15 protein-coding genes are annotated in these 22,734 nt (G+C 33.3%); 11 read left to right on the top strand and 4 right to left on the bottom strand.

Annotated features, from left to right (window positions below; all coding sequences use genetic code 11):
* Positions 1-60 precede the first annotated feature (60 nt).
* From OIU83_RS11905 to OIU83_RS11890, 4 genes are all read left to right on the top strand, one after another.
* On the top strand, positions 61-660 hold the full coding sequence (locus tag OIU83_RS11905; RefSeq protein ID WP_264206506.1) for an REP-associated tyrosine transposase: 600 nt from the start codon (positions 61-63) through the stop codon (positions 658-660).
* Positions 661-1,023: 363 nt separating this feature from the next.
* Positions 1,024-2,463: a hypothetical protein gene (locus OIU83_RS11900; protein WP_264206477.1), complete on the top strand. Its 1,440-nt coding sequence runs from the start codon at positions 1,024-1,026 to the stop codon at positions 2,461-2,463.
* A gap of 435 nt (positions 2,464-2,898) precedes the next feature.
* The gene (locus tag OIU83_RS11895; RefSeq protein WP_264206476.1) at positions 2,899-5,202 is read left to right on the top strand and encodes a type IA DNA topoisomerase; all 2,304 of its coding nucleotides are present in this window, start codon (positions 2,899-2,901) and stop codon (positions 5,200-5,202) included.
* 119 nt (positions 5,203-5,321) lie between these two features.
* Complete coding sequence (locus tag OIU83_RS11890; protein ID WP_264206475.1) at positions 5,322-5,798, top strand: DUF6265 family protein; 477 nt, start codon at positions 5,322-5,324, stop codon at positions 5,796-5,798.
* 330 nt (positions 5,799-6,128) lie between these two features.
* Here OIU83_RS11890 and OIU83_RS11885 read toward each other — a convergent pair whose 3' ends face one another.
* Positions 6,129-7,289, bottom strand: coding sequence for an MFS transporter (locus OIU83_RS11885; protein ID WP_264206474.1), 1,161 nt, complete (start codon positions 7,287-7,289; stop codon positions 6,129-6,131).
* Between the two features lie 291 nt (positions 7,290-7,580).
* Here OIU83_RS11885 and OIU83_RS11880 point away from each other — a divergent pair, with 291 nt between their 5' ends.
* The 6 genes from OIU83_RS11880 to OIU83_RS11855 all read left to right on the top strand — a co-directional run bounded on the left by OIU83_RS11880 (position 7,581) and on the right by OIU83_RS11855 (position 16,148).
* Positions 7,581-9,989, top strand: a complete 2,409-nt coding sequence (locus OIU83_RS11880) for a TonB-dependent receptor (protein WP_264206473.1) — start codon at positions 7,581-7,583, stop codon at positions 9,987-9,989.
* An 80-nt stretch (positions 9,990-10,069) separates the two neighbouring features.
* Entirely contained in the window at positions 10,070-10,792 is a 723-nt protein-coding gene (locus OIU83_RS11875; protein ID WP_264206472.1) for a DUF4198 domain-containing protein, read from the top strand.
* Between the two features lie 207 nt (positions 10,793-10,999).
* Positions 11,000-13,258, top strand: coding sequence for a TonB-dependent siderophore receptor (locus tag OIU83_RS11870; RefSeq protein ID WP_264206471.1), 2,259 nt, complete (start codon positions 11,000-11,002; stop codon positions 13,256-13,258).
* 154 nt (positions 13,259-13,412) lie between these two features.
* Positions 13,413-13,967 carry a PepSY-associated TM helix domain-containing protein gene (locus OIU83_RS11865; protein ID WP_264206470.1) on the top strand — a complete coding sequence of 185 codons (555 nt, stop codon included), beginning with the start codon at positions 13,413-13,415 and terminating at the stop codon, positions 13,965-13,967.
* A 135-nt stretch (positions 13,968-14,102) separates the two neighbouring features.
* Positions 14,103-15,416: an APC family permease gene (locus OIU83_RS11860; RefSeq protein WP_264206469.1), complete on the top strand. Its 1,314-nt coding sequence runs from the start codon at positions 14,103-14,105 to the stop codon at positions 15,414-15,416.
* Positions 15,417-15,500: 84 nt separating this feature from the next.
* A complete protein-coding gene (locus OIU83_RS11855; protein WP_264206468.1) occupies positions 15,501-16,148 on the top strand; it encodes a putative polyvalent protein kinase domain-containing protein in 648 nt (215 codons plus the stop codon).
* A 37-nt stretch (positions 16,149-16,185) separates the two neighbouring features.
* On the opposite strand, the gene OIU83_RS11850 is transcribed toward OIU83_RS11855, so the two are convergent.
* On the bottom strand, positions 16,186-18,819 hold the full coding sequence (locus tag OIU83_RS11850) for a valine--tRNA ligase (protein WP_264206467.1): 2,634 nt from the start codon (positions 18,817-18,819) through the stop codon (positions 16,186-16,188).
* A gap of 242 nt (positions 18,820-19,061) precedes the next feature.
* Here OIU83_RS11850 and OIU83_RS11845 point away from each other — a divergent pair, with 242 nt between their 5' ends.
* On the top strand, positions 19,062-19,445 hold the full coding sequence (locus OIU83_RS11845) for a DUF1573 domain-containing protein (protein ID WP_264206466.1): 384 nt from the start codon (positions 19,062-19,064) through the stop codon (positions 19,443-19,445).
* A gap of 202 nt (positions 19,446-19,647) precedes the next feature.
* Here OIU83_RS11845 and OIU83_RS11840 read toward each other — a convergent pair whose 3' ends face one another.
* Both OIU83_RS11840 and OIU83_RS11835 read right to left on the bottom strand, forming a co-directional pair.
* Positions 19,648-21,771 carry an OmpA family protein gene (locus OIU83_RS11840; protein WP_264206465.1) on the bottom strand — a complete coding sequence of 708 codons (2,124 nt, stop codon included), beginning with the start codon at positions 21,769-21,771 and terminating at the stop codon, positions 19,648-19,650.
* Between the two features lie 10 nt (positions 21,772-21,781).
* Complete coding sequence (locus OIU83_RS11835) at positions 21,782-22,717, bottom strand: PorP/SprF family type IX secretion system membrane protein (RefSeq protein ID WP_264206464.1); 936 nt, start codon at positions 22,715-22,717, stop codon at positions 21,782-21,784.
* Between the last annotated feature and the right edge of the window lie 17 nt (positions 22,718-22,734).

Here is a 22,734-nt window from a genome sequence, read left to right as displayed (position 1 = left end):
AAGCAATAATCAGAGATAAAAACTTATTTGTAAGAAAAAAGATTATATTTGGATAAAAAAATGCAAGGCGGTTATAAAATAAGGGATCAAAATTTACCACACTTTATAACAATAACTGTTGTTGATTGGGTTGATATTTTTACAAGAAAAAATTACAGAGACCTAGTTGTTGAATGTTTAAATTTCTGTATTACAAACAAATCAATGCTTTTGTATGGCTATGTAATTATGAGTAATCATATTCATATGATAGTACAATCTGGTAATGGAGAGTTGTCGGATTTATTGCGAGATTTTAAAAAATTTACTGCTACAAAAACTATAGAAAAGATAAAATCTGAACCAGAAAGCAGAAGAGAATGGATGCTTGAACGTTTTAAATTAGCAACCGAAAGTCATTCTAGAAACAAAAACTATCAGTTTTGGCAATATGGCAGCCATCCCGAGGAAATTTATAGCAACAAATTTATGTGGTCAAAGTTGAATTACATTCATCTTAATCCCGTTCGTGCTGGAATTGTCGAAAAAGCATCACATTATATTTATTCTAGTGCTAGTAATTATGTCACGGATACAGGCTTATTAAAAATTGTAAAAGCTGACATCCCTATCGTTGACACATTGAATTTGAATAATTTTACTCGATATAATGATTATTGATTTTCAAAATTATAGCGGAATATAGTAATGGGGACGAAGTCGGGAGACTTCGCCAGCAGCATACCCTGCGCCTATCTGCTTAAATATTTTAAAATCTGCATGAAAGAAAAAAGCTTTCCGGCTCTGTAACTTCACAAGAATCAATACTACGGCATAAAAAACTTAGTATCTTAGAACCTTAGCAACTCTTTTGCAAAACATCAGAACCATAGCACTTATACTATTTTTATTAATACACATTTTTATTGGCTTTATACCTAAATATGGAGAGCTTATGACATTTTTTCAGAAGTCATTTTCTTAATTACTTAATTTCAGATCTTCAAAAGAGATAACTACAAAAATTAACTAAAGCCCCTTATTATGAAAACTACAAAAAAGGTATTACTTTTTATCACCCTAATCTCATTCTGTGCCTGTAAAAAGGATTCAAAGGGAGAAAAAGATAATTATACAACTATAGAAAAAAGTGCCGCTACATCCGAGTGTTTAGCTCCTTCTAATTGGTTTACGATCGTAAACAACACGCGCCAAACTCCTCCACCAAATGAAGGTCCAACTAGCGTATTTGCTAACAATGCAACAGTAACGAATTGTGACTTTCATCAATGGTCGTGGCAAAAATTTCTTTTTCTCACCAATGAAGTTAATGGAAAACCATTCTTTATTTCTAATTTGATTCAGGTGACTGCGGAAGGTAAGCGATTAGATCCAAGTCAAGGAATTGTTCTAAGAGATACTGCTCAGGCGAGTTCTACTATTGACATTTTAAAAACCCCTAATTATACATCGGGTGTTCCTCGATCTACTACAGTCTATTATTCTATATTCATGGACAACCTCCTTTACTCAACAATGCTAAAATATGGTCCAATAGCAAAGAAGAACCCTTTGCAAGTGAAAGGTATAACTTTTCCTGTAGGGGCATTAGAACTTAAAACCTCTTGGATTGATGCGAGCGTTCTTAAAGATCCTTCCTCTTATTTTGTAACTGAGGGCGTAATCAATGGAGTTAAAAAAAGAGTGGCACTTTTAGGAATGCATGTCGTTGGGGTTGTACAAAATCATCCCGAATTTGTATGGGCTACTTTTGAACATGAAAATCTTGCACCTGCTTACGATTGGTCAAAAGCTACGCCAACAACTGATGCGCCAGTGACGAGTACAGTTGATTATCCTTTTTTTAATAAAAGTAGCACTGCAACAGTTAAGAATATAACTACAAAAAACGGGATTTATACCGATGTCTTTTCCGTTTATAAATATGGCGTTCCTGTTGAAAAAGCAATGAAAGGCTCTTTTAATGTTCAGCTTTATATGAAAACGAGCCAAGATGGTTCACAAAACTTCAATAATGTTCGTACTATTAATCAAAGCGTTAAAGCACAGCTAAAAGGTATCTGGAATAATTATTTTTACAATGGTTCGCTATGGATTAATACTGAAGGATACAATACTACTCAGGAACAAGCTGCCTTATTAGATTCGTTAGCTGGTAATCTTTCAAATTCTGCACCCGGAAAACTGACCAGAGGTTCCGTTGCGGCCTACAATATTACGATGGAAACCTATGTTCAGGCTGGTTTTAAACCGAAATCAATACATGAAACTTCAGTCGAAAATCTTGTTAATTGCTTTTTTTGCCATAGCGCATCTTATAACAAAGCTGTTTCTCCCCTCTTTATTAGCCATGTTTTTACAGGATATGTAGGCAGTCTGAAGGGCTTAAACAGACAACAAATCAAACAAGAACATGTTGATGAATTTGTTAAAGAATACACTTTACGTCTAAAATTAAAATAGCCAAATAGCAAGCTTCTTTATTTTTAAAGCAATGCTGAAATTTATAAGTTCAAAAACCACAAGCTTCTGTTTGTGGTTTTTATGCTTTATTCATGGGCTACAAGAATAAAAACTGATTTAAAACAATCAAAAATAAAATCCGTTTAATCCGTGTTTTTGCTTTAGCAAATCCCTATAATCAGCGTTCCTTTGGCTTGGAGTTAGAATAGATTAAAAAGATTATTTTACTCAGTCTCTATAGCAATCAAGAGCAGATTCTACAAATAAAATAAATCCGCTGTATATATCTGCTCTAATCTTTTAACAATCTGCGTGAAACAAAAAAATTGCGTTTCTGTAATATTAAAAAAGAGCCTTTGTGCCTTTGTTCCTAAGAACCTTTGCTCCTTTCTTATAAAAAATCCTTAATTTCGCCTTTTAATAAGAAGGAGAAAAATGAAGGTCTGTATTGCTGAAAAACCAAGTGTAGCACGTGAAATCGCATCCGTTTTAGGAGCCAATACCAAACACGATGGGTATTATGAAGGCAACGGATATGCGGTAACGTATACTTTTGGACATTTATGCACCTTAAAAGAACCTAACGATTATAAACCACATTGGAAAAGTTGGGATTTGAACAACTTACCCATGCTTCCCGAGAAATTTGAAACCAAAGTGGTGGAAAATTCAGGAATCCAGAAACAATTCAAAATCATAAAAGGTCTATTTGACAAAGCCGAGTTGGTTATAAACTGTGGCGATGCTGGACAAGAAGGAGAACTAATCCAGCGTTGGGTTATGAATGAAGCCAACTATAAAGGCGAAGTACAACGTTTATGGATTTCGTCATTAACAACCGAAGCCATAAAAGAGGGTTTTGAAAACTTAAAACCATCTGCTAACTACGATAATTTATATTACGCAGGATTTTCAAGAGCCATTGGCGACTGGTTACTTGGTATGAATGCCACCCGTTTATACACTGTAAAACACGGTGGTTACAAACAAGTATTGTCTATTGGTCGGGTACAAACCCCAACATTGGCGATGGTTGTAGATCGCTGGAAAGAAATCGAAAACTTTAAACCTCAACCCTATTGGGAATTACAAACTTTATATCGAGAAACACTTTTTAGCTATGAAGAAGGTCGCTTCTTAAAAAAAGAAGATGGAGAACTTCTCGCCAATAAAGTTAAAGAAAGTGAATTCGAAATTGTTTCTGTAGACAAAAAGAATGGGAATGAGTTTGCGCCAAAACTTTTCGACTTAACAGGTTTACAAGTATATTGCAATACTAAGTTTGGTTTTTCGGCAGATGAAACGCTTAAAATTGTACAAACGCTATACGAACAAAAAGTAGTCACCTATCCCAGAGTTGATACTACGTTTTTACCAAACGATATTTATCCAAAAGTACCGGGGATTTTGCAAAACTTAACCAATTATGCAGCATTAACCCAACCACTTTTAGAAAAAAAGATTAAAAAATCACCTAAGGTTTTTAACGATAAAAAAGTAACCGATCACCACGCAATTATCCCAACGGGCATACAATCTAATTTGCAATACAATCAGCAGCAAGTCTATGATATCATTACAAAACGATTTATTGCCGTATTTTATGATGATTGTTTGGTTGCTAATACTACAGTAATAGGAAAAGCCGCCGAAGTGCACTTTAAAACCACCGGAAAAGAAATCTTAAAGAAAGGATTCCGTGTTGTTTTTGAAGACCCAAATGCAAAGGAAAAAGAAGCCGATTTATTACCAAGTTTTATTGTGGGAGAAAAAGGTCCGCATGAACCTTCTTTTTTAGAAAAGGAAACCAAACCGCCCAATCAGTTTACAGAGGCAACCTTATTACGTGCCATGGAAACTGCAGGTAAACAGGTCGATGATGAAGATTTACGCGAATTGATGAAAGAAAATGGTATCGGACGTCCATCTACCCGAGCTAATATTATTGAAACGCTTTTTAAACGTCAATACATTGTTCGAAATAAAAAACAAGTTTTACCAACACCAACAGGGATTCAGCTTATTGAGACAATTCAGAATGAATTAATAAAATCGGCAGAACTCACAGGGTCTTGGGAAAAGCAGTTGAAAGATATCGAGAAAGGAACTTTTACCGCTGGTGCTTTTATCATCAATATGAAACGCATGGTCGAAGCTTTGGTATATGAAGTGCGAAGTGAAACCAGACATGCCAATATTTCGCATGTGGGAAGCGTACAAAAAGAAGTTGCCAAAGTTGAGAAAAAGAAAGCAGCAGGAATCTTGGCAGAAACCTGTCCTAAATGCCAAAAAGCAACACTTATAAAAGGAAAATCGGCTTATGGCTGTGGCAATTATAAAGCGGGTTGCGATTTTGTATTACCTTATACTTTTGCTGACAAAAAAATATCCGAAAACCAATATTTAAGATTAGTTCAGAAAGGATCAACAGTAAATATAAAAGGCTTTAAAACCGATGCTGGTACAGTAGAAGGTTTGATTCGGTTTGAAGAGAATTACAAACTTAAACTAGAACCTAAGAAAGCAACACCAAAAACAACTTCGGCAGCAACATCAGACTCTTTAACGTGTCCTAAATGCAAAAAGGGAACGATAATGAAAGGAAAAACAGCTTATGGTTGCGGAGATTATAAATTGGGTTGTGATTTTAAAGTAACTTTCGATACTGTTAGAGAAAAACTAAAAGACCAAAAACCTACCAAAGAACTAGTTTATTCTATTTTACAAGAAAGCATTTAGTTTTTTTACCACAGATTTAAAGGATTAAAATAATTTACTTCTGCCACGAATTTCTCTAATTTACGCTAACTTTTTTTTTATAATTTAGCAATTCCAAATAACACCAAATATTTACACAAATGTTTCAAAAAATTACTCTTATACTACTTTTATTGGCTTTCGTTTCTTGCAAAAAAGCTGAAACTCCAGAAAAAGACAAAATAAAAGCTGCGGATTGGCTTATTGGAAAATGGGAAAATGTATCTCCACAAGGAACTTTAACCGAAACATGGAGCAAAGTTAACGATAGTACTTTTCAAGGAAGTTCTTTCTTTATAAAAGGAAAAGATACTATTCATTTTGAAACTATCAAACTACAACAAAAAGGTGAAGTATTGACTTATAACGCTACTGTAAAAGGTCAAAATAATGATGAGCCAGTTGCTTTTGAGTTAACCAGTTCAACCGAAAAAAGACTAGTTTTCGAAAATCCAAAACACGATTATCCACAAAAAATTAGCTATACCAAGGAAGCTAATGAAAGTTTAGTTGCCGAAATTTCTGGTGTTCAATTAGGAAAAGCAACTACAGAGAAATTTGTTATGGCTAAGAAGTAATTCTTTTAAAGTTATAAAAATTGAAATTCAACATTAATAAATACATTTTGTTTTTTTTCAGATGAAAATAATTTTAAATATGGAGGTTCATTATCGGTTTTATTTTATGGTTTAGCGTTTTTAACATTACACTTAATTACATATGGAATCATCGAACTGATTAAGGCACTAAAAAAATGATTTAAGATTTTTGATTTCAGATAAAAGGAACTTCTTAAAATAGATATTTATTTATTCACACAAAATCTGAAATCGTTAATCAGTATTCAAAAATATCTTTAGTTTAACATCTTAATACTTCAAAACCTTTCTCTCTCAGAACCTCTACCCTTACTCCTCCTCCCCGATCTTATTCACCATTAAAATCATAATTCCGCCTAAAAAAGCCATTACCAAGAAGGCCCATTTCATACTTAAGAATTCTGATATGAAACCAACCATTGGTGGCACAAGTAAAAAACCAAGGTATCCAATCGTAGAAATAGAGGTTAATGCAGAACCACTACTCAAGCTTTTTGATTTTCCAGCAATACTAAAAACCAATGGCACAACGCAAGAAACTCCAATACCGATAAGAACATAACCAAAGATCGTAGGGTAAATAAACGGTAACAGAAAGCAAGTTAAAAACCCTATCATTATAAAAATACCACTGTAAAACAAAATGCGTTTAACTCCCAGTTTCATTACCGCATAATCTCCAAAAAAGCGACCTAAAGTAACAGCTGTCATAAAAAATACAAATGCTGCTGTGGTGAGTTTAGGCGATGCATGTAATATATTCTGAAAATAGATTCCACTCCAGTCATACATCGTGTTTTCGCACGCCATGGAAACAAAACAAATAATCGCAAACTTGATTAGATTTTTGTCCGGCATCGAAAAGAATTTCTTTTTAACCGGTACAGGTTCTGTATGGATACTCATTGGGTAAAAAAAGGCTGTAATAGCCATCATAGCAATACTTATTCCGAGTAAATGATGTGATGGCGCAATATTTTGTGCCACCATAACGTAGCCTAAACCGGCTCCGGCAAATCCTGCCAAACTCCAAACGGCATGGAATCTTGTCATAATCGATTTTGGATATAACTTCTGTACTTCCAGAGCTTGAGCATTCATCGATAAATTGAGGATATTTCGCGAAGCACCAAATATCAAAAGTATAATCACCAACTGCCATACAAAAGCACTAAACCCAGGTAGAGCCAAAACAATATTAAATAAAACTGCTCCAAGAAGCATACAATATCTACTACTGTATTTATTTAATAACCTTCCTGTAAAAGGCATCGTAAGCATTAACCCTATTGGAAAAGCAAATAAAACAGCTCCAAATTGTGCTTCGGTTAAATGTAACTGTGCTTTAATATTGGGAATACGGGAAGCCCAAGAAGAATATCCAAATCCCGAGACGAAAAAAAATACAGTATTTGCTAGTCTAAATCCTTTAGGCGAATGCTGTAATTTCTTAAAATAAGGTATGATCATTAAGTGTGTTTCAATTTATTCTAGCTGCAAAATTAAGTATTTTAAGCCTTATCTAATGTAAACAATAACACTAAAGAACTACTAACAAAATAATACATTCATAAACTGAATAATATACTTAAAATGATTCTTTTACGATTGCTCATAAAGCTTTAAAACCATAAATTTTAAATTATTATTAATAATTAGTCTAAATAAGCATTGTTAAACAAATATTAAATTTTACATTTGCTGCAGATTTTAAAAACCAAACCCAATTTAAACCTAAAACCAAATTTTACATTTTAAATTATGGAATACCTGAATCAACAAATAAAGAAAGTAGCTTTAATTCTGAGCTTTTTTATACTTACAATAACTACAGTTTCGGCACAAGGAACTGGTACTATAAAGGGAAAAGTACTTACAAACGATAACAAGCCTGCCGAAGGAGTCTCTATTTCTATTAAAGGAATAAATAAGCCGACTATAGCCGACAATGATGGTGGATTCGAAATAAAAAAAGCTCCCGCAGGAACCCAAATATTAATTATAACTCTGGTAGGATATAATGACCTTCAAGAAGAAGTTACTGTTGTGACTGGAGAAACTGTTACAACAAATATCCAACTTACTTTATCTAACACAGAACTAAACCAAGTTGTGGTTTTAAGTAATAAAAGTGCTTTTAAAACCAACAGAATTTCATCTTCGCTTCGTTTACAATCGGCAATTATAGAAATCCCACAAAACATTCAGGTTATTACCGGAAAATTAATTCAAGATCAACAAATTTATGATATGCTCGAAGGAGTAACGCGCAACGTGAGTGGTGCAACCAGAGTAGAACATTGGGATAATTATGCCAACATTACGATGAGAGGTAGCCAAGTAGCCGCTTTTAGAAACGGTATGAACGTGAGTACAACTTGGGGACCACTTACTGAGGATATGAGTATGGTAGAGCGTATAGAATTTGTAAAAGGTCCTGCAGGATTTATGCTTGCAAACGGAAACCCAAGCGGATTTTATAATGTAGTGACCAAAAAACCTAGTGGACGTACTAAAGGAGAAGCAAATATTTCATTAGGAAGTTTTGATATGTACAGAGCAGCTTTTGACCTGGATGGAAAACTAACAAAAGACGGGAAATTTCTATACCGTTTAAATGTTATGGGACAAAAGAAAAGGAGTCATCGCCCATTTGATTTTAACGACCGTTATTCTATCGCACCAGTCATAAAATATGTACCTAACGATAAAACCGCTATTACACTTGAATATACACAACAATTTTCTAAAGTAAATATTATTGGTTCTAATTATGTTTTCTCCAATAATGCCTACGCAGATTTACCTAGAAACTTTACAACAGGAGAACCTAATTTTGATCCAACTAAAATGACCGATAAAAGTCTTTTGGGAATTTTGGAACAAAAAATCAATAGTGACTGGAAATTTACCGCTCAGGGTTCTTATTTTAATTACAAACAACAAGGGATGTCTATGTGGCCACAATGGCCAGGTTTTGACCCTGCAAATACAAACATCTTAACCCGTGGCGTATCTATTTGGGATGTATTAGGAATCACCGGAACTGGTCAAATATTTGTAAACGGACAAGTAAAAACAGGTTCTGTAAACCATAAAATTTTAAGTGGATTTGATATAAGTGATAAAATGTATTATCATGACTGGAGCCAATCTGCGGCACTTAATGGTTATGATGCTGCCGGAAATATTGTTCCTTTTGATATTTATAATCCCATTCACGGAAATGTTCCAGATGATAAAATGCCCATATTCGACCGAAGCAAAGACATAAAAGACAGAGGTGTAAAATATCATAATGGATATAATGCTTTTTACCTTCAAGATGAAATAGGTTTATTTGAAGACAAACTTCGTGTTACACTTGCCGGTAGGTATACCACTTTAAGAACTTCTGATGTATATTCGGGTTCGTTTAAAAACAGTAAATTTACTCCTCGTGTTGGTGTAAGTTATTCAATTAATAAAAACACAGCAGCTTATTTTGTAAGCGATCAATCGTTTAACGAGAATTACGGTACCGATTGGGAAGGAAAAAGTTTTAATCCACAAACAGGAAGTAATCTTGAATTTGGTTTTAAAAGAGACTGGATGAACGGAAAATGGAACTCGGTAATTGCAGTTTATCAAATTACAAACAAAAACATTTTAACAGCAGATCCGGAACATTCTACGGGAGCAATTCAATACAGCAGACAAAGCGGAGAACAAAAAGTAAAAGGAGTTGAAGTAGATGTGAGAGGGGAAATTTTTAAAAATTTGGACGTTGTTATCAACTATGCCTACACAGAAGCTAAAATAACCAAAGATTCAGATCCTGCATTAGTAGGAACTCAAGTAGCTGGAACTTCAAAACATATTCAAAACACATGGCTTAATTATAAAATGGATCATGGAACTTTAAACGGTTTGGGACTTTCCTTGGGATACCAATATCAAGTAGACAGATCTCCGTGGTTTGTTTCTAAAGATCAAAATTCTATGTTACCTAATTATTTCCGTGTTGATGGTGGAGTTACCTACCAAAAAGGAAAAATGATCTATAATGTTATTGTCAATAATGTATTAAACAAATATTTATACTCAGGAGGAAAATACAATCCCGGATATTACTACTGGCAAGCAGAACCAGGAACAAACGTACGTTTATCGGTAAGCTATAAATTCTAAAAAAAAATAAAGAAATCTCCGTTATCAAAAATATCTATTTAAGAGATTCCCAATAAAAATTAACTTAAACATTTTATATTATGAAATTAAGCACTTTAAAAACAGCCCTGGTATTACTTACTTTATTACTTAGCCCACAATTATTTGCTCATGCACTTTGGATAGAAACCAAAGCAACTGGTACCAAAGGAAAACCTCAGGAAATTTCGGTTTATTTTGGAGAATTTTCAGATAACGATATTACGCCTTCCGCAAAATGGTTTTCGGATTTAAAAGATTTCTCATTAGTATTGATAACTCCTTCTAAAAAAGAAATTAAATTAACTCCAACAGCTTTAGAGAAAAAATACCAAGCTTTTTTCACACCAGAAGAAGATGGAGTATATACTGTAGTAATGCAACATACTGTAAAAGATGTGTACGGAACTATGAAATTAGATTATAATTCAAGCGCCAATGTAGTTGTTGGAAACAAAGCTGCAGGTAATTATGCTACTGCAAATAAAAATGCAATCGGTGTATTTGCTGAAAATGCCGATATCGCAAAAAAAGACATAAAGGTATCTGTATTTGCTTTATATGACGGTGTTTCTGCCAAAGAACAAAAAATTAAGGTAATTGCTCCTAATGGTTGGGAAAAAGAATTATACACAGATGATAAAGGTTCATTCGAATTTACACCAATCTGGTCAGGACAATATATGGTAGAATTTGCTCATACAGAGAAAAGTGCTGGTGAACATAATGGAAAAAAATATGACGAAGTATGGAAAATGGCAACTTATGCTATAAATGTTAAATAAAAATTCTTAAAAGGAACAATATAAATCCATTTTTTATATCAAAACATGTAACCCTCGCTTGTCTAAGCGAGGGTTACTTACTTTATAATAAATCAAATACATAAACTTAAGGCAAAATTAAGCATATTTAATCTAAATAAGCTTTGAATATCGAAACATAGAACATACTTTTGCATCGTTATTTTTTTTTATTCCAAATAAACAAACATGAGATATATTCTACCCACTTTAGGTTTATTATTCAGTCTATCAGGTTTTGCGCAAGGAAGTGCAAAAACAGTCGAAAGCAATAATGATACCGCCCTTGCAATTACAGATACAGTAAAAAATAAAAAAGGCGAAGTTCTTAATGAGGTTGTAATTACAGCCAATAAACAAAGAAAGCCAGTATCTGCAGTGCGATCAGGGATAAAGGTTATGGATCTTCCTCAAAGTGTACAAGTAATAGATAATGTAATAATCGAGCAACAACAAGCTATTAGATTGAGTGAAGTTGTAAAAAACATGAATGGTATTTATGTAGGATCCGCACGTGGTGGAGCTCAAGAATCTTTTTTCTCCAGAGGTTACGATATGTCGGCGAATAATATGTTCAAAAATGGATTTCGTTTCAGCAGCGGTTCTATGCCGGAAGTTTCATCTTTGGAAAAAGTAGAATTCCTAAAAGGAAGTTCTGCATTATTATTTGGTAATGTTGCTCCGGGAGGAATTTTGAACATGGTTACAAAAAGTCCACAATTTACCAAAGGTGGAGAGATTTCTATGCAAATGGGAAGTTACTCTTTTTACAAACCATCGGTTGATATTTACGGTCCTTTAAACAAATACATCGCGTATCGTTTTACTGGTACTTACGAAAACTCAGAAAGTTTTAGAGATATCGTTAAAAATGAGCGTTATTACATAAACCCTTCATTTTTATTTAAAGTAAGCGATAAAACTCAAATTACATTACAAGGAGATTATTTAAGTTACGACTGGACTCCGGATTTTGGAACAGGAATTATTGGAAAAGAACTTGCCGATCTACCAAGAAACAAATATTTAGGAGCACTTTGGTCAAACGGAAAAACAACTCAAACAAGTGTTTCGACTTTGATAAACCACGATTTTAATGACAATTGGAAATTAAACTTTAATACTTCTTTCCAAAATTACCACAGAACTTCTAAAGGTACTGAACGTGTATCTATTGATACTACTATTCCAAATTATGTAAATGGTGATTATATTCGTCCATTAGGTCAAAACGATAATTTTGAACAAATAATTGGAGAACAATTAAGCTTACAAGGTAATTTTTATACTGGAAAAGTAAAACACCAACTTTTTACAGGTGTTGATTTTGAAAACTCATTTACACAAGCATATACTTATGCTTTTAGTCAACAAGCAGAGAAAGATGCCAAAGGAAAATACATTGCAAATGCATACGACCGCGTAAACATTTATGATCTTACTTATATGGGACAACGTATGGACATCCCGAATGCAAAAGCAACTAAACTTGCAAATACAGATTCTAATCGTTTTGGAGTTTATTTCCAGGATTTAATTTCGATTACAGATCAATTCAAAGTTCTAGCAGGATTACGTTGGTCATGGCAAGAAACTCAAGTTGAAACAACAGATTATAGTGTATCACCAACCACAGTAATCAAAAGCCAGAAACTTACAGACGCAGCCTTTTCCCCAAAATTAGGATTAGTATACCAACCTACAAGAGACATTTCGTTATTTGGAAGTTACTCTAACTCTTTTACTCCAAATACAGGAACAACTGTTAATGGAGACGCGATAAAACCATCTATCATTGATCAATATGAATTTGGTGTGAAAAAAGATTTCTGGAAAGGTTTATTAAGTACAAATGTTACTGTATACCAAATTACCAACAGTAATCTAGCCCAAACTGCCGAATTTAAAGCTGATGGATCTCAAAACATAGATACAACTATTAAAGTTTTAAGTGGAGAAACAAAAAGTAAAGGAATAGAAATTGACATTACCGCAAGACCTCTTGATGGTTTAAACATTATTGCAGGATATAGCTATAACGATATGCGTTATACCAAAACTTCTGGAGCAAATGGTAGTTTTATCGAAGGGGATCGTTTAGTAAGAACTCCTGCTAATACAGCAAATTTAAGTTTCTTTTATACTTTACAAAACGGTTTACTTAAAGGTGTTTCTTTTGGAGCAATCGGAAATTATATTGGAAAAAGAACTGGTGGTTGGAACAGTCAATACGACGCTACAAAACCAAGCGGAATCAATGACAGAGAAATTCCATTAACAGCATATACTACTATTGATGTTTCTGCAGGTTACGAATGGAATAAATTCTCCATCTTATGTAAATTATCAAACATTACAAACGAGTTAAATTATACAGTTCACGAGAATTATAGTGTGAACCCAATTGCACCTCGTCAAGTAATGACAAGTTTAAGATATAAATTCTAAGAGACAATATTGTTTCTGTTAATCAAAAACTTTTTTCTTAAATTTTCATCTATTGAAAATCAGAAAAAGGTTTTTGATTTTTAGTTAAATATAAAGTATTTTCGCAGCACAAAATTTTCAGCAATCTATTAATATACCACATCAAATTCCCGTTATGAAAACAGCAAAACAACTCAGAAATCTACACCGTGATCTAGGTTATTTTTACGTCGGACTTATTATCTCATTCTCTTTTTCAGGAATATTAATGAACCACCGCGAAAATTGGCATCCTGATAAATACACTACCGAGACTAAAGCGATAGAGGTAAGCCTTCCAGCAGAAGAAAAACTGAACGAGAAATTTGCCGAAGAACTTGGAAATAAATTAAATATAGATGATAAAATCCGTCGTCAGGGAGCTAAAAAAGGGACTTACAAAATCTCTTTCGAAAATCATGATGTAGAGATTGATATGAAGACAGGAAAAGGTGAAATCGTTACTTTCATAAAAACACCTTTTATTAGCCAGACGATGAAATTGCATAAAAGCACTTCAAACTGGTGGATTTATTACTCGGATATCTTTGCTTTAAGTTTAATTGTAATTGCTGTAACTGGAATTATAATGATAAAATCGGCAAGTAAATTTAGCTTTAAAAACAGAGGTTGGAAACTAGCTGTGGCTGGAATTTTATTCCCACTTATATTCTTGTTTTTACTAGCTTAATACAATTTTATACTAACAAAATACAAAACCTCGTTTAGCAATAAACGAGGTTTTTTGTTTTCAAAATAAAGTACTTTAATTGTATTACTTTTGCTGCCCCAACAATTCAAATTTCAAAAAAACAAAATTCTAAATATGTCAGATTCTAAAAAAAACCAACTAAAAAAAAGTTTAGGATTAAGCTTTAATATTGCCGTATTAATTGGAGGCACAATTGGAGTCGGAATTTTACGAACTCCGGGAACAATTGCTGGCTTATTAGATAATTATTGGCTCATTATTGCTTCTTGGCTTTTTGGTGGATTATTTGTCTTAATTGGAGCCAATTCTTATGCAGAACTTGCCACAATGCTTCCCAAAGCTGGAGGATCTTATAATTACATAAAAAGAGCTTTTGGTGAATATGCCGGTTTCCTCTCAGGTTGGTTCGATTATATTACCAATGTAATTCCGCCTGCGTTTTACTGTATCGTTATTAGTGAATATATCATTATTTTATTTCCAAGTCTCGAAAGCTATTCAACAACAATTGCCATCTCGTTATTAATTGCATTTGTATTACTGCATTTAAGTGGTGTAAAAAATGGTAGCGCCATTCAGCAAATTACCAGTTTCATTAAAGTTATTTGTTTTGTTGCACTGGTTATTGCTTGTTTTATGTATGCTGGCGTAAAGTTACCTCCTATCCAAAAAGACAATTCTTTTTTTCAAATCGGACTTATATTTGGATTTTTCAAATCACTTCAACTCATTATCGGAACCTATAATGGTTGGAATGGTGTTTGCTTTTTTGCAGAAGAAAATGATAATCCAAGCAAGAATATTCCAAGATCATTATATAGCGGAGTACTTCTTGTAATTGCCATTTATGTTTTACTGAACATTGCTTTCTTTCATGTTCTACCAATCGAAACGTTGGCAAAATCTAATTTGGCTGCTGCAGATGTAGCAAACATTATTTTCGGAAAAAACGGAGCCATAATAGTAACCGTTATTTCTATTTTCTCCTTAATTAGTATTCTAAATGCCTTTATGATGATTCCACCAAGAATCTTATACGGATTGAGTAGAGATGGCTTTTTTATCGAAAAAGGAACAATCGTTAACAAAGGCGGAACCCCTATTGTTGCACTTTTAGTTTCTTCAGTATTTAGTTTATTCTTAATTTGTATTGGTTCCTTCGAAGTATTGTTTTCGTTTGCAGCATTTACATCAATCATCGTTTGGGGATTGGCATATTTTTCTTTGCTAAAGCTAAGAATTTCAGAACCTGATCTACCAAGACCATATCGCTCTTTTTGGTATCCTTGGACTACCATTTTGGCTATTATCGTTTCATTGGCATTATTAATCGGATTCATATATAGCGACCCAAAAAGCTTTGTAATTATACTGGGTATTACTGTGGTTTCTTATCCTTTGTTTTTGGTTTTAACCAGAAAGAAGTAAACCGAAAAAAAATAATATAAAAGCTACAAAAACTAAATAGCTTTTGATAATGTGATAAAATGTAATACTTTTACATTTTATACTATGAAATATGAATTACAATCTATCATTTCAGGAAAGGGCAAAGTTAAGCATGGAACAACTATCCAAGCAACAACCAGTTACCTTAGCCGAAGCCAGAGCTCAAGTGAAATGGCTAAAGGGTTCAAGCACTTCAAAGAACAAGAAACAGAAGCCTTAGAAAAATTTATTACAGAAAATAACCTTTGGGTTTTAGATATTAATATAGATAATTATGTTTCTGAAGGAGCTGAACAGAAAGTTTATTTAAAAGATGGAAAAAATGTAATAAAACTAAATGATTCCATTTATTACAATTCTTGGTTAGATTATCTAAACAACTTACTTTTAAATAATTATTTTTTCCCCGACACAGCTTATAAATTATTAGGATTTCATAAAGAAACAGATACATTGTATGCCGTTGTTGAGCAACCCTTTGTAAAAGCAACTGAAAAAACCAATCTAGATTTAGTTAAGAAGTTCATGCTTGCAAATGGATTTTTAAATACGAAAAACAATGATTACTATAATCCAGAACTAGGAATTATCCTTGAAGATCTTCATGATGAAAACGTATTAACAGAAAATGGGATTCTACAATTTATTGATACCGTTTTCTATATCAATGATGTTTTTTACGAAAATAAAAATCCCAATACTAAAATTTAGTATTGGGATTTTTTATTTTTAAAAGCAATTCTAGTTCTTATTTCAAACCAGCTAAACTTTGTTCGATTGTAGCAATTTTTGCTAAAGCATCAGCTTCTTTTTGTTTTTCGTTAGCCAAAACTTTCTCTGGCGCACCAGCCACAAATTTCTCATTTGCCAGTTTAGACTGAACCGATTTCAAGAATCCTTGCGTATAAACCAACTCTGCAGTAAGTTTTGCAATTTCTTCTTCAACATTAATATTTCCTGTTATCGGAATAAAATATTCATTCGATTTTACTCTAAAAGATAACGCTCCATCTACTTTATCCGAAACATATTCTAATGAAGTAATGTTTCCTAATTTAGTTACAATCGAATCAAAATAAGTTGAAGCTTTATCGTTGTTTACAATCTTTAATTCGATAACATCTTTAAACGGAATATTCTTGTCTTTACGAATTGTTCTTATTCCAGAAATTACCTCGCTTGTGTTTTCAAAATCAGCAATTAATTTAGCATCAAATGATTTTAATTCTGGCCAAGTCGAAACAATTAAAGCTTCTTCTGGAGTTCTATCAGCAATTAAATGCCAAATTTCCTCTGTTAAGAAAGGCATAAACGGATGTAATAATTTCAAGTTACTTTCTAACATTTCTATTGCTTTCGCAAAAGTAGCACTGTCAATAGGTTGTTGGTAAGCTGGCTTAATCATTTCAAGGAACCAAGAACAGAAATCATCCCAAACCAATTTATAAATTCCCATTAAAGCATCTGAAATTCTGTATTTCTCAAAATTATCTTCGATGTCTACTAATGTTTGTTGCAATTTAGCTTCGTACCATTCGATTGCTACTTTTGATGATTCTGGTTGCGGAATAGTATCCGAAACTTCCCATCCTTTTATCAATTTAAAGGCATTCCATATTTTATTAGAGAATCCTTTTCCTTGATTACATAATTCTTCGTCAAACATGATGTCGTTTCCTGCAGAAGCACTTAAAAGCAATCCTACACGAACACCATCTGCACCGAATGTATCAATTAAATCTAAAGGATCTGGTGAGTTACCTAATGATTTAGACATTTTACGACGTTGCTTATCACGTACTAAACCTGTTAAATATACATTTGTAAATGGTTTTTCGCCTGCATATTCATACCCTGCAATAATCATTCTGGCAACCCAGAAAAATAAAATATCCGGACCTGTAACCAAATCATTTGTTGGATAGTAATATTTAAAATCTTCACTTTCTGGATCCATTATTCCACCAAAAACCGACATTGGCCATAACCAAGATGAGAACCAAGTATCTAGTGCGTCAACATCTTGTCTTAAGTCAGATGTTTTTAGTGAATTGTTAGAAGTTTTTTCCTGTGCTAATTTTAAAGCGTCTTCTATATTTTCTGCAACTACAAAATCTTCTTTTCCATCTCCATAAAAATAAGCTGGAATTTGTTGTCCCCACCATAACTGGCGAGAGATATTCCAATCGCGAATATTATTTAACCAGTGTGCATACGTATTTTCAAAACGTTTTGGGTGTAATTTAATATCACCATCAACTAAAACAGATTTAATTGCTGGTTTTACTAAATCTTCCATTTTAAGAAACCATTGATCTGATAATCTTGGTTCGATAACTGCTTTGGTTCTTTCAGAAGTTCCTACTTTATTAAGGTGAGTTTCGGTCTTCGCCAAAGCACCGATTTCTTCTAGTTCTTTTGCAATCTCAGTACGAACTACAAAACGATCTTTTCCTTGATAATGCAATCCAAAACTATTAAGGGTAGCATCTTCATTAAAGATATCTACAATTTCCAGATTATGCTTCTCTCCTAGCGTTTTATCATTCATATCGTGTGCAGGCGTCACTTTAAGACATCCTGTTCCGAACTCTACATCTACATACTCATCTTCGATAATAGGAATAACTCTTCCAGAGATAGGAATAATAGCTTTTTTACCTTTTAAGTGAGTAAAACGCTCATCATTGGGATTAATACAAATTGCAGTATCTCCAAAAATAGTTTCCGGACGTGTTGTAGCAACGGTCAAAAATTCCTCAGTTCCTTCTATTTTATATTTAAGGAAAAATAATTTTCCTTGTTGTTCTTCATAAATAACTTCTTCGTCAGATAAAGTTGTTTTTGCCTCAGGATCCCAGTTTACCATTCGGTAACCTCTATAGATTAATCCTTTGTTATACAAATCAACAAACGATTTAATTACTGAAGCCGACATATCTGGATCCATTGTAAACTTAGTTCTTTCCCAGTCGCAAGAAGCTCCTAGTTTTTTTAACTGATCTAAGATTACACCACCATATTTATCTGTCCATTCCCAAGCATGAGCCAAGAATTCTTCACGGGTTAAATCATTTTTATTGATTCCTTCGGCTTTTAATTTAGCAACAACTTTAGCTTCTGTAGCAATCGATGCATGGTCTGTTCCTGGTACCCAACAAGCATTGAATCCTTTAAGACGCGCTCTTCTTATCAATACATCCTGAATGGTATTGTTAAGCATGTGCCCCATGTGTAAGACCCCAGTAACGTTAGGCGGAGGGATTACAATAGTATAAGGTGTTCTATGATCTGGCTCTGAATGAAAATAATTATTTTTCATCCAATAGTCGTACCATTTGTTCTCGATTGTTTTAGCGTCAAATTGTGCTGGAATTGTCATTTTATCTTGGATATGTTTTTATCATTAAATTGTTTAATCACTAAATTGTCTAATCGTTTTTACCTCAGTAAAATAAACGATCAAGCAGCTTAACAAATAACCCTTTTATACTTTGGTTTGATTTTTGTATTTGTAATAGAGAACAAAAGTAAATAATTAAGTACACTATAAAAAGCGAATTAATAATTTGTGTATTAATTAAAAGAAAGTATATTTACCTTAATAACTTAAAACAATTTCAAATGAAGAAAGTAGCCTCATTTATAGCAACCCTAATGGTAACAACCATCAGCTTTGCTCAAAACGGCCCAAAAATTGATTTTGCTGCCAAGGACAATACTATTGATTATGGTACAGTAAGTAAAGGAGATAACGGAGTTAAAGCCTTCGAGTTTACAAATACTGGTGACGCTCCATTAATGATCACATCAGTACAATCTACGGCAGGTATTAGTATCGTATCTAAACCATCTGCAGCAATTATGCCTGGCAAATCAGGAAAAATTGAAGTAAAATTTAATATGGCTTCTGGGCCAATCAGAAAAACAATTACCGTAGAAACCAATGCAGTAAATTACGACGAAGGCCGTATTGCTTTAAAAATCAAAGGAGACGTAGCAAATTAATATTAAAGCATACTTCCCTATAAATAGAAATCGCTTCCTAAAATTTAGGAAGCGATTTTTTTTATAGAGTTTGCCACGAATAAGCACGTTTTTTTTTGCCACAGATTAAAAGATTAAACTATTTAATCCCGACGCTTCGGGATTGTGAGCTTTGCGTAAACCTTTGTGACCTTTGCGGTTAATTCCCCCACATAAATGATTCTTATAGATTTTTAATCACAAATTCACTTCGGCGGTTAAGCTCATGTTGCTCTTCGGAACAAGCATCATCTGTTTTACATTTTATAATAGGCACCGATTCACCATAACCTTTGGCTATAATTCTCTTTTTGTCAATCCCGGAATCTACCAAATAATCTTTGGTCGATTGTGCTCTTTTTTCAGATAAATTTGCATTATACTTATCATTACCTCTTGAGTCGGTATGAGAACCAATTTCGACAACCATATCAGGATATTTCTTCATTAATTCGAAAACCCTGTTGAGTATAATTTTTGAATCTTTTCTTATGTACCATAAATCATAGTCAAAATAGATAGGATCGGTCTTGATAATTAATCGGTCTTTATCTTTTACCACATCTTTTTCCTGTGCAATGATCTTCTCTACTTTTTCTTTCTGATCTGCAACTGCTTTCTCCGCTTTTTCTTTTTTCCTGATTTCCGCCTGTGCTATTTCAGTTGCTTTTGCTTTTGCTTCTTTTGCTTTTAAAGCTACTAACTCTAATGCTTCTCTTTGTTTTTTCTGTTCTTCGAGTTCTTTTTCCTCTTGTTTTATGACTTCCAGAGATTTAAGTGCCATCGAAGCATCATTACTTTTACCTCTAGTTTTATCCAAAACTAATTTTCTGGAATCATTTGTATAATTATCCTTGGATGCCAAAACAGTATACGATAACTCGCAAGCCACAATAAAATTGAATTTTCCATCGGCAGAAGTTATAACCGTACGCAACTCTTTACTTTCCTCTTGTCGAAGAATTACAACAGCGTTTTCCAGTGGTAGTTTGGTATCTATATCGGTAATTATTCCCGTAATAAGCTGTTTACAATCCTCGATTATTAAAGCTTTGGTTTCATTTAATTGATAGATATCGTCACTTCCCTTTCCTCCTGCTCTATTCGAAGCAAAATATCCTTCTTTAGTATCTGAATCTATATTAAATGAGAAATCATCTAGATTAGAATTTAATGGCAAACCAACATTTGAAGCCTTACTGTATGTTCCGCTTTTAATCTCGGATACAAAAACATCTAGTGATCCATAGCCCAAATGCCCATCGGAGGAGAAATAAAGCTTATTATCTTTTGAAACAAATGGAAACTGCTCTCTTTTATCGGTATTAATTAATGCTCCTAGATTTTGAGGATTCCCGTATGCTTTTTCATATATTTCTACCGAGAATATATCAAATGAGCCCAATGTTCCCGGCATATCCGAAGCAAAATACAGTGTTTTTTCATCTGGACTCAATGCTGGATGTTCCACCGAATAATCTTCGCTATTAAACGGAAGTGATACCACATTTGTCCATTTTCCTTTTACAAGTTCAGCCCTGAAAATTTGGAGATTTGAAACTTTTTCTTTGTTTTTACCTCGATGTCCATTTTTATAATTATTTCTTGTAAAATACATGATTTTACCATCTTTAGTAAAAACTGCATTGGATTCATGCATTCCTGTTTTTAATTCTTTTGCAAAATAATAAGCAATCGAATCTCCTGCATTTATCCTTTTTATTGATGCCGAAACTAGGTTTAGATACGTTTCATTATCCCATTTGTACATTTTATCAAATAATCCAGGTTTCTTTTTTACTGCAGCAAAAACTAAACTGTCCCCATATTTTACAGCTCCAAATTCTGAATTTTTAGTGTTTATAGCCAGATTCTTTATAATATATCTGTCTCCAATTGCCGAAACATTTTCAAGCTCTTTTGTAGCATTTTCCAAATCTAAATAATCCTGACTATTCTTAGAATAATATTGTTTTAAAACTTCATTTGCTTCTTCATAACTATTAGTTGCTTTAAGCGTATGCGCATATTTAAAATAGTAATTTCTATCTAAATCTTTATCATAACTTTTAATCAGAAGCCTATAATATTGCTGGGCTTTCTTTAAATCATTGGTATTATAATAAGAGTCGGCTAAATTCCTGATAGCTTCCATCGAAGGTTTTTCTGAAACTATTTTCTCGTATAACGGAATGGCTTCACTATAATATGTTTTATCAAAAAAGCGCTTTGCTCTTGCTACATCCTGATCCTGAGCGTTTATAAATTGTATTAAAAATACGAATAGTATAACAAGTAGTTTTTTCATATTTTTCATTTTAAAAGAATCTAGGTGATTTATCAAATCCTTTTCCTAGTAAATCCAGATCAAAAAGGAGCATAATTTCATGAGTCCCAGAGTTAAACTGACCCAAATTGGATGTTGTATAATCATAGGCATAACCTACTCTAATTGCTTTAGAAACATTTACATTCATCAAAACGCTTATGGCGTCATTAATCCTGTATGCCGCACCCAATTCAAACTTTTCATTGTACAAAACATTTGCCGAAAGATCTACAGAAACCGGAGCTCCAACCACAAATTTTGACATAAATGCAGGTTTTAATTTAAATGCATCACTAAGTTTAAAAACGTATCCAGCAGTCAAAAACGTATGAATATCTTCGGAACCATAGGCGTTTATTCCCGATTTTTCTTCGATATGCTTGGAACGAAGTAAATTTGGTGCCGATAATCCAACATAAAACTTATCTGTAAAATAATAGGCTCCCAGACCAATATTAGGTTTGGTAACGTTGATATTCTCCGCAAAAGCTAAATCGGTTGTAACATCACCGCTCTGAAGCTTGAATCCATTAAAATTAGTTTGCAAGGATGTAAATCCTGCTTTTAATCCTAACGAAAGTTTATTTTTACCTCCTAATTCTAGTATATAAGCGAAATCGGCATAGAAATTATTCTCTTTTTTGGCTCCATCACCTATATCATCAGATATTAATGATGCTCCTACTTCTATTTTATTACTCAGGGAAGTATGCGCAAAAAAGTTAAACGTTTTTGGTGCTCCAACTGCACCTACCCATTGTGTTCTGTATAAAGTTCCTAAGTTTAACATTGCAGGAGTTCCTGTTGCGTAAGCTGGATTTACAATACTCATATTATACATATAATGTGTGTATTCGGGATCCTGCTGCGCGGATGCATGCATGATATAAAAAAGAAAACTTATGATTAGTATTATTTTTTTCATTTGAAAATTATATTAAG

It is taken from the genome of Flavobacterium shii (genome assembly GCF_025847235.1).
Taxonomy (GTDB): domain Bacteria; phylum Bacteroidota; class Bacteroidia; order Flavobacteriales; family Flavobacteriaceae; genus Flavobacterium; species Flavobacterium shii.
This window is presented reverse-complemented; position numbering and strand designations above follow the sequence as displayed.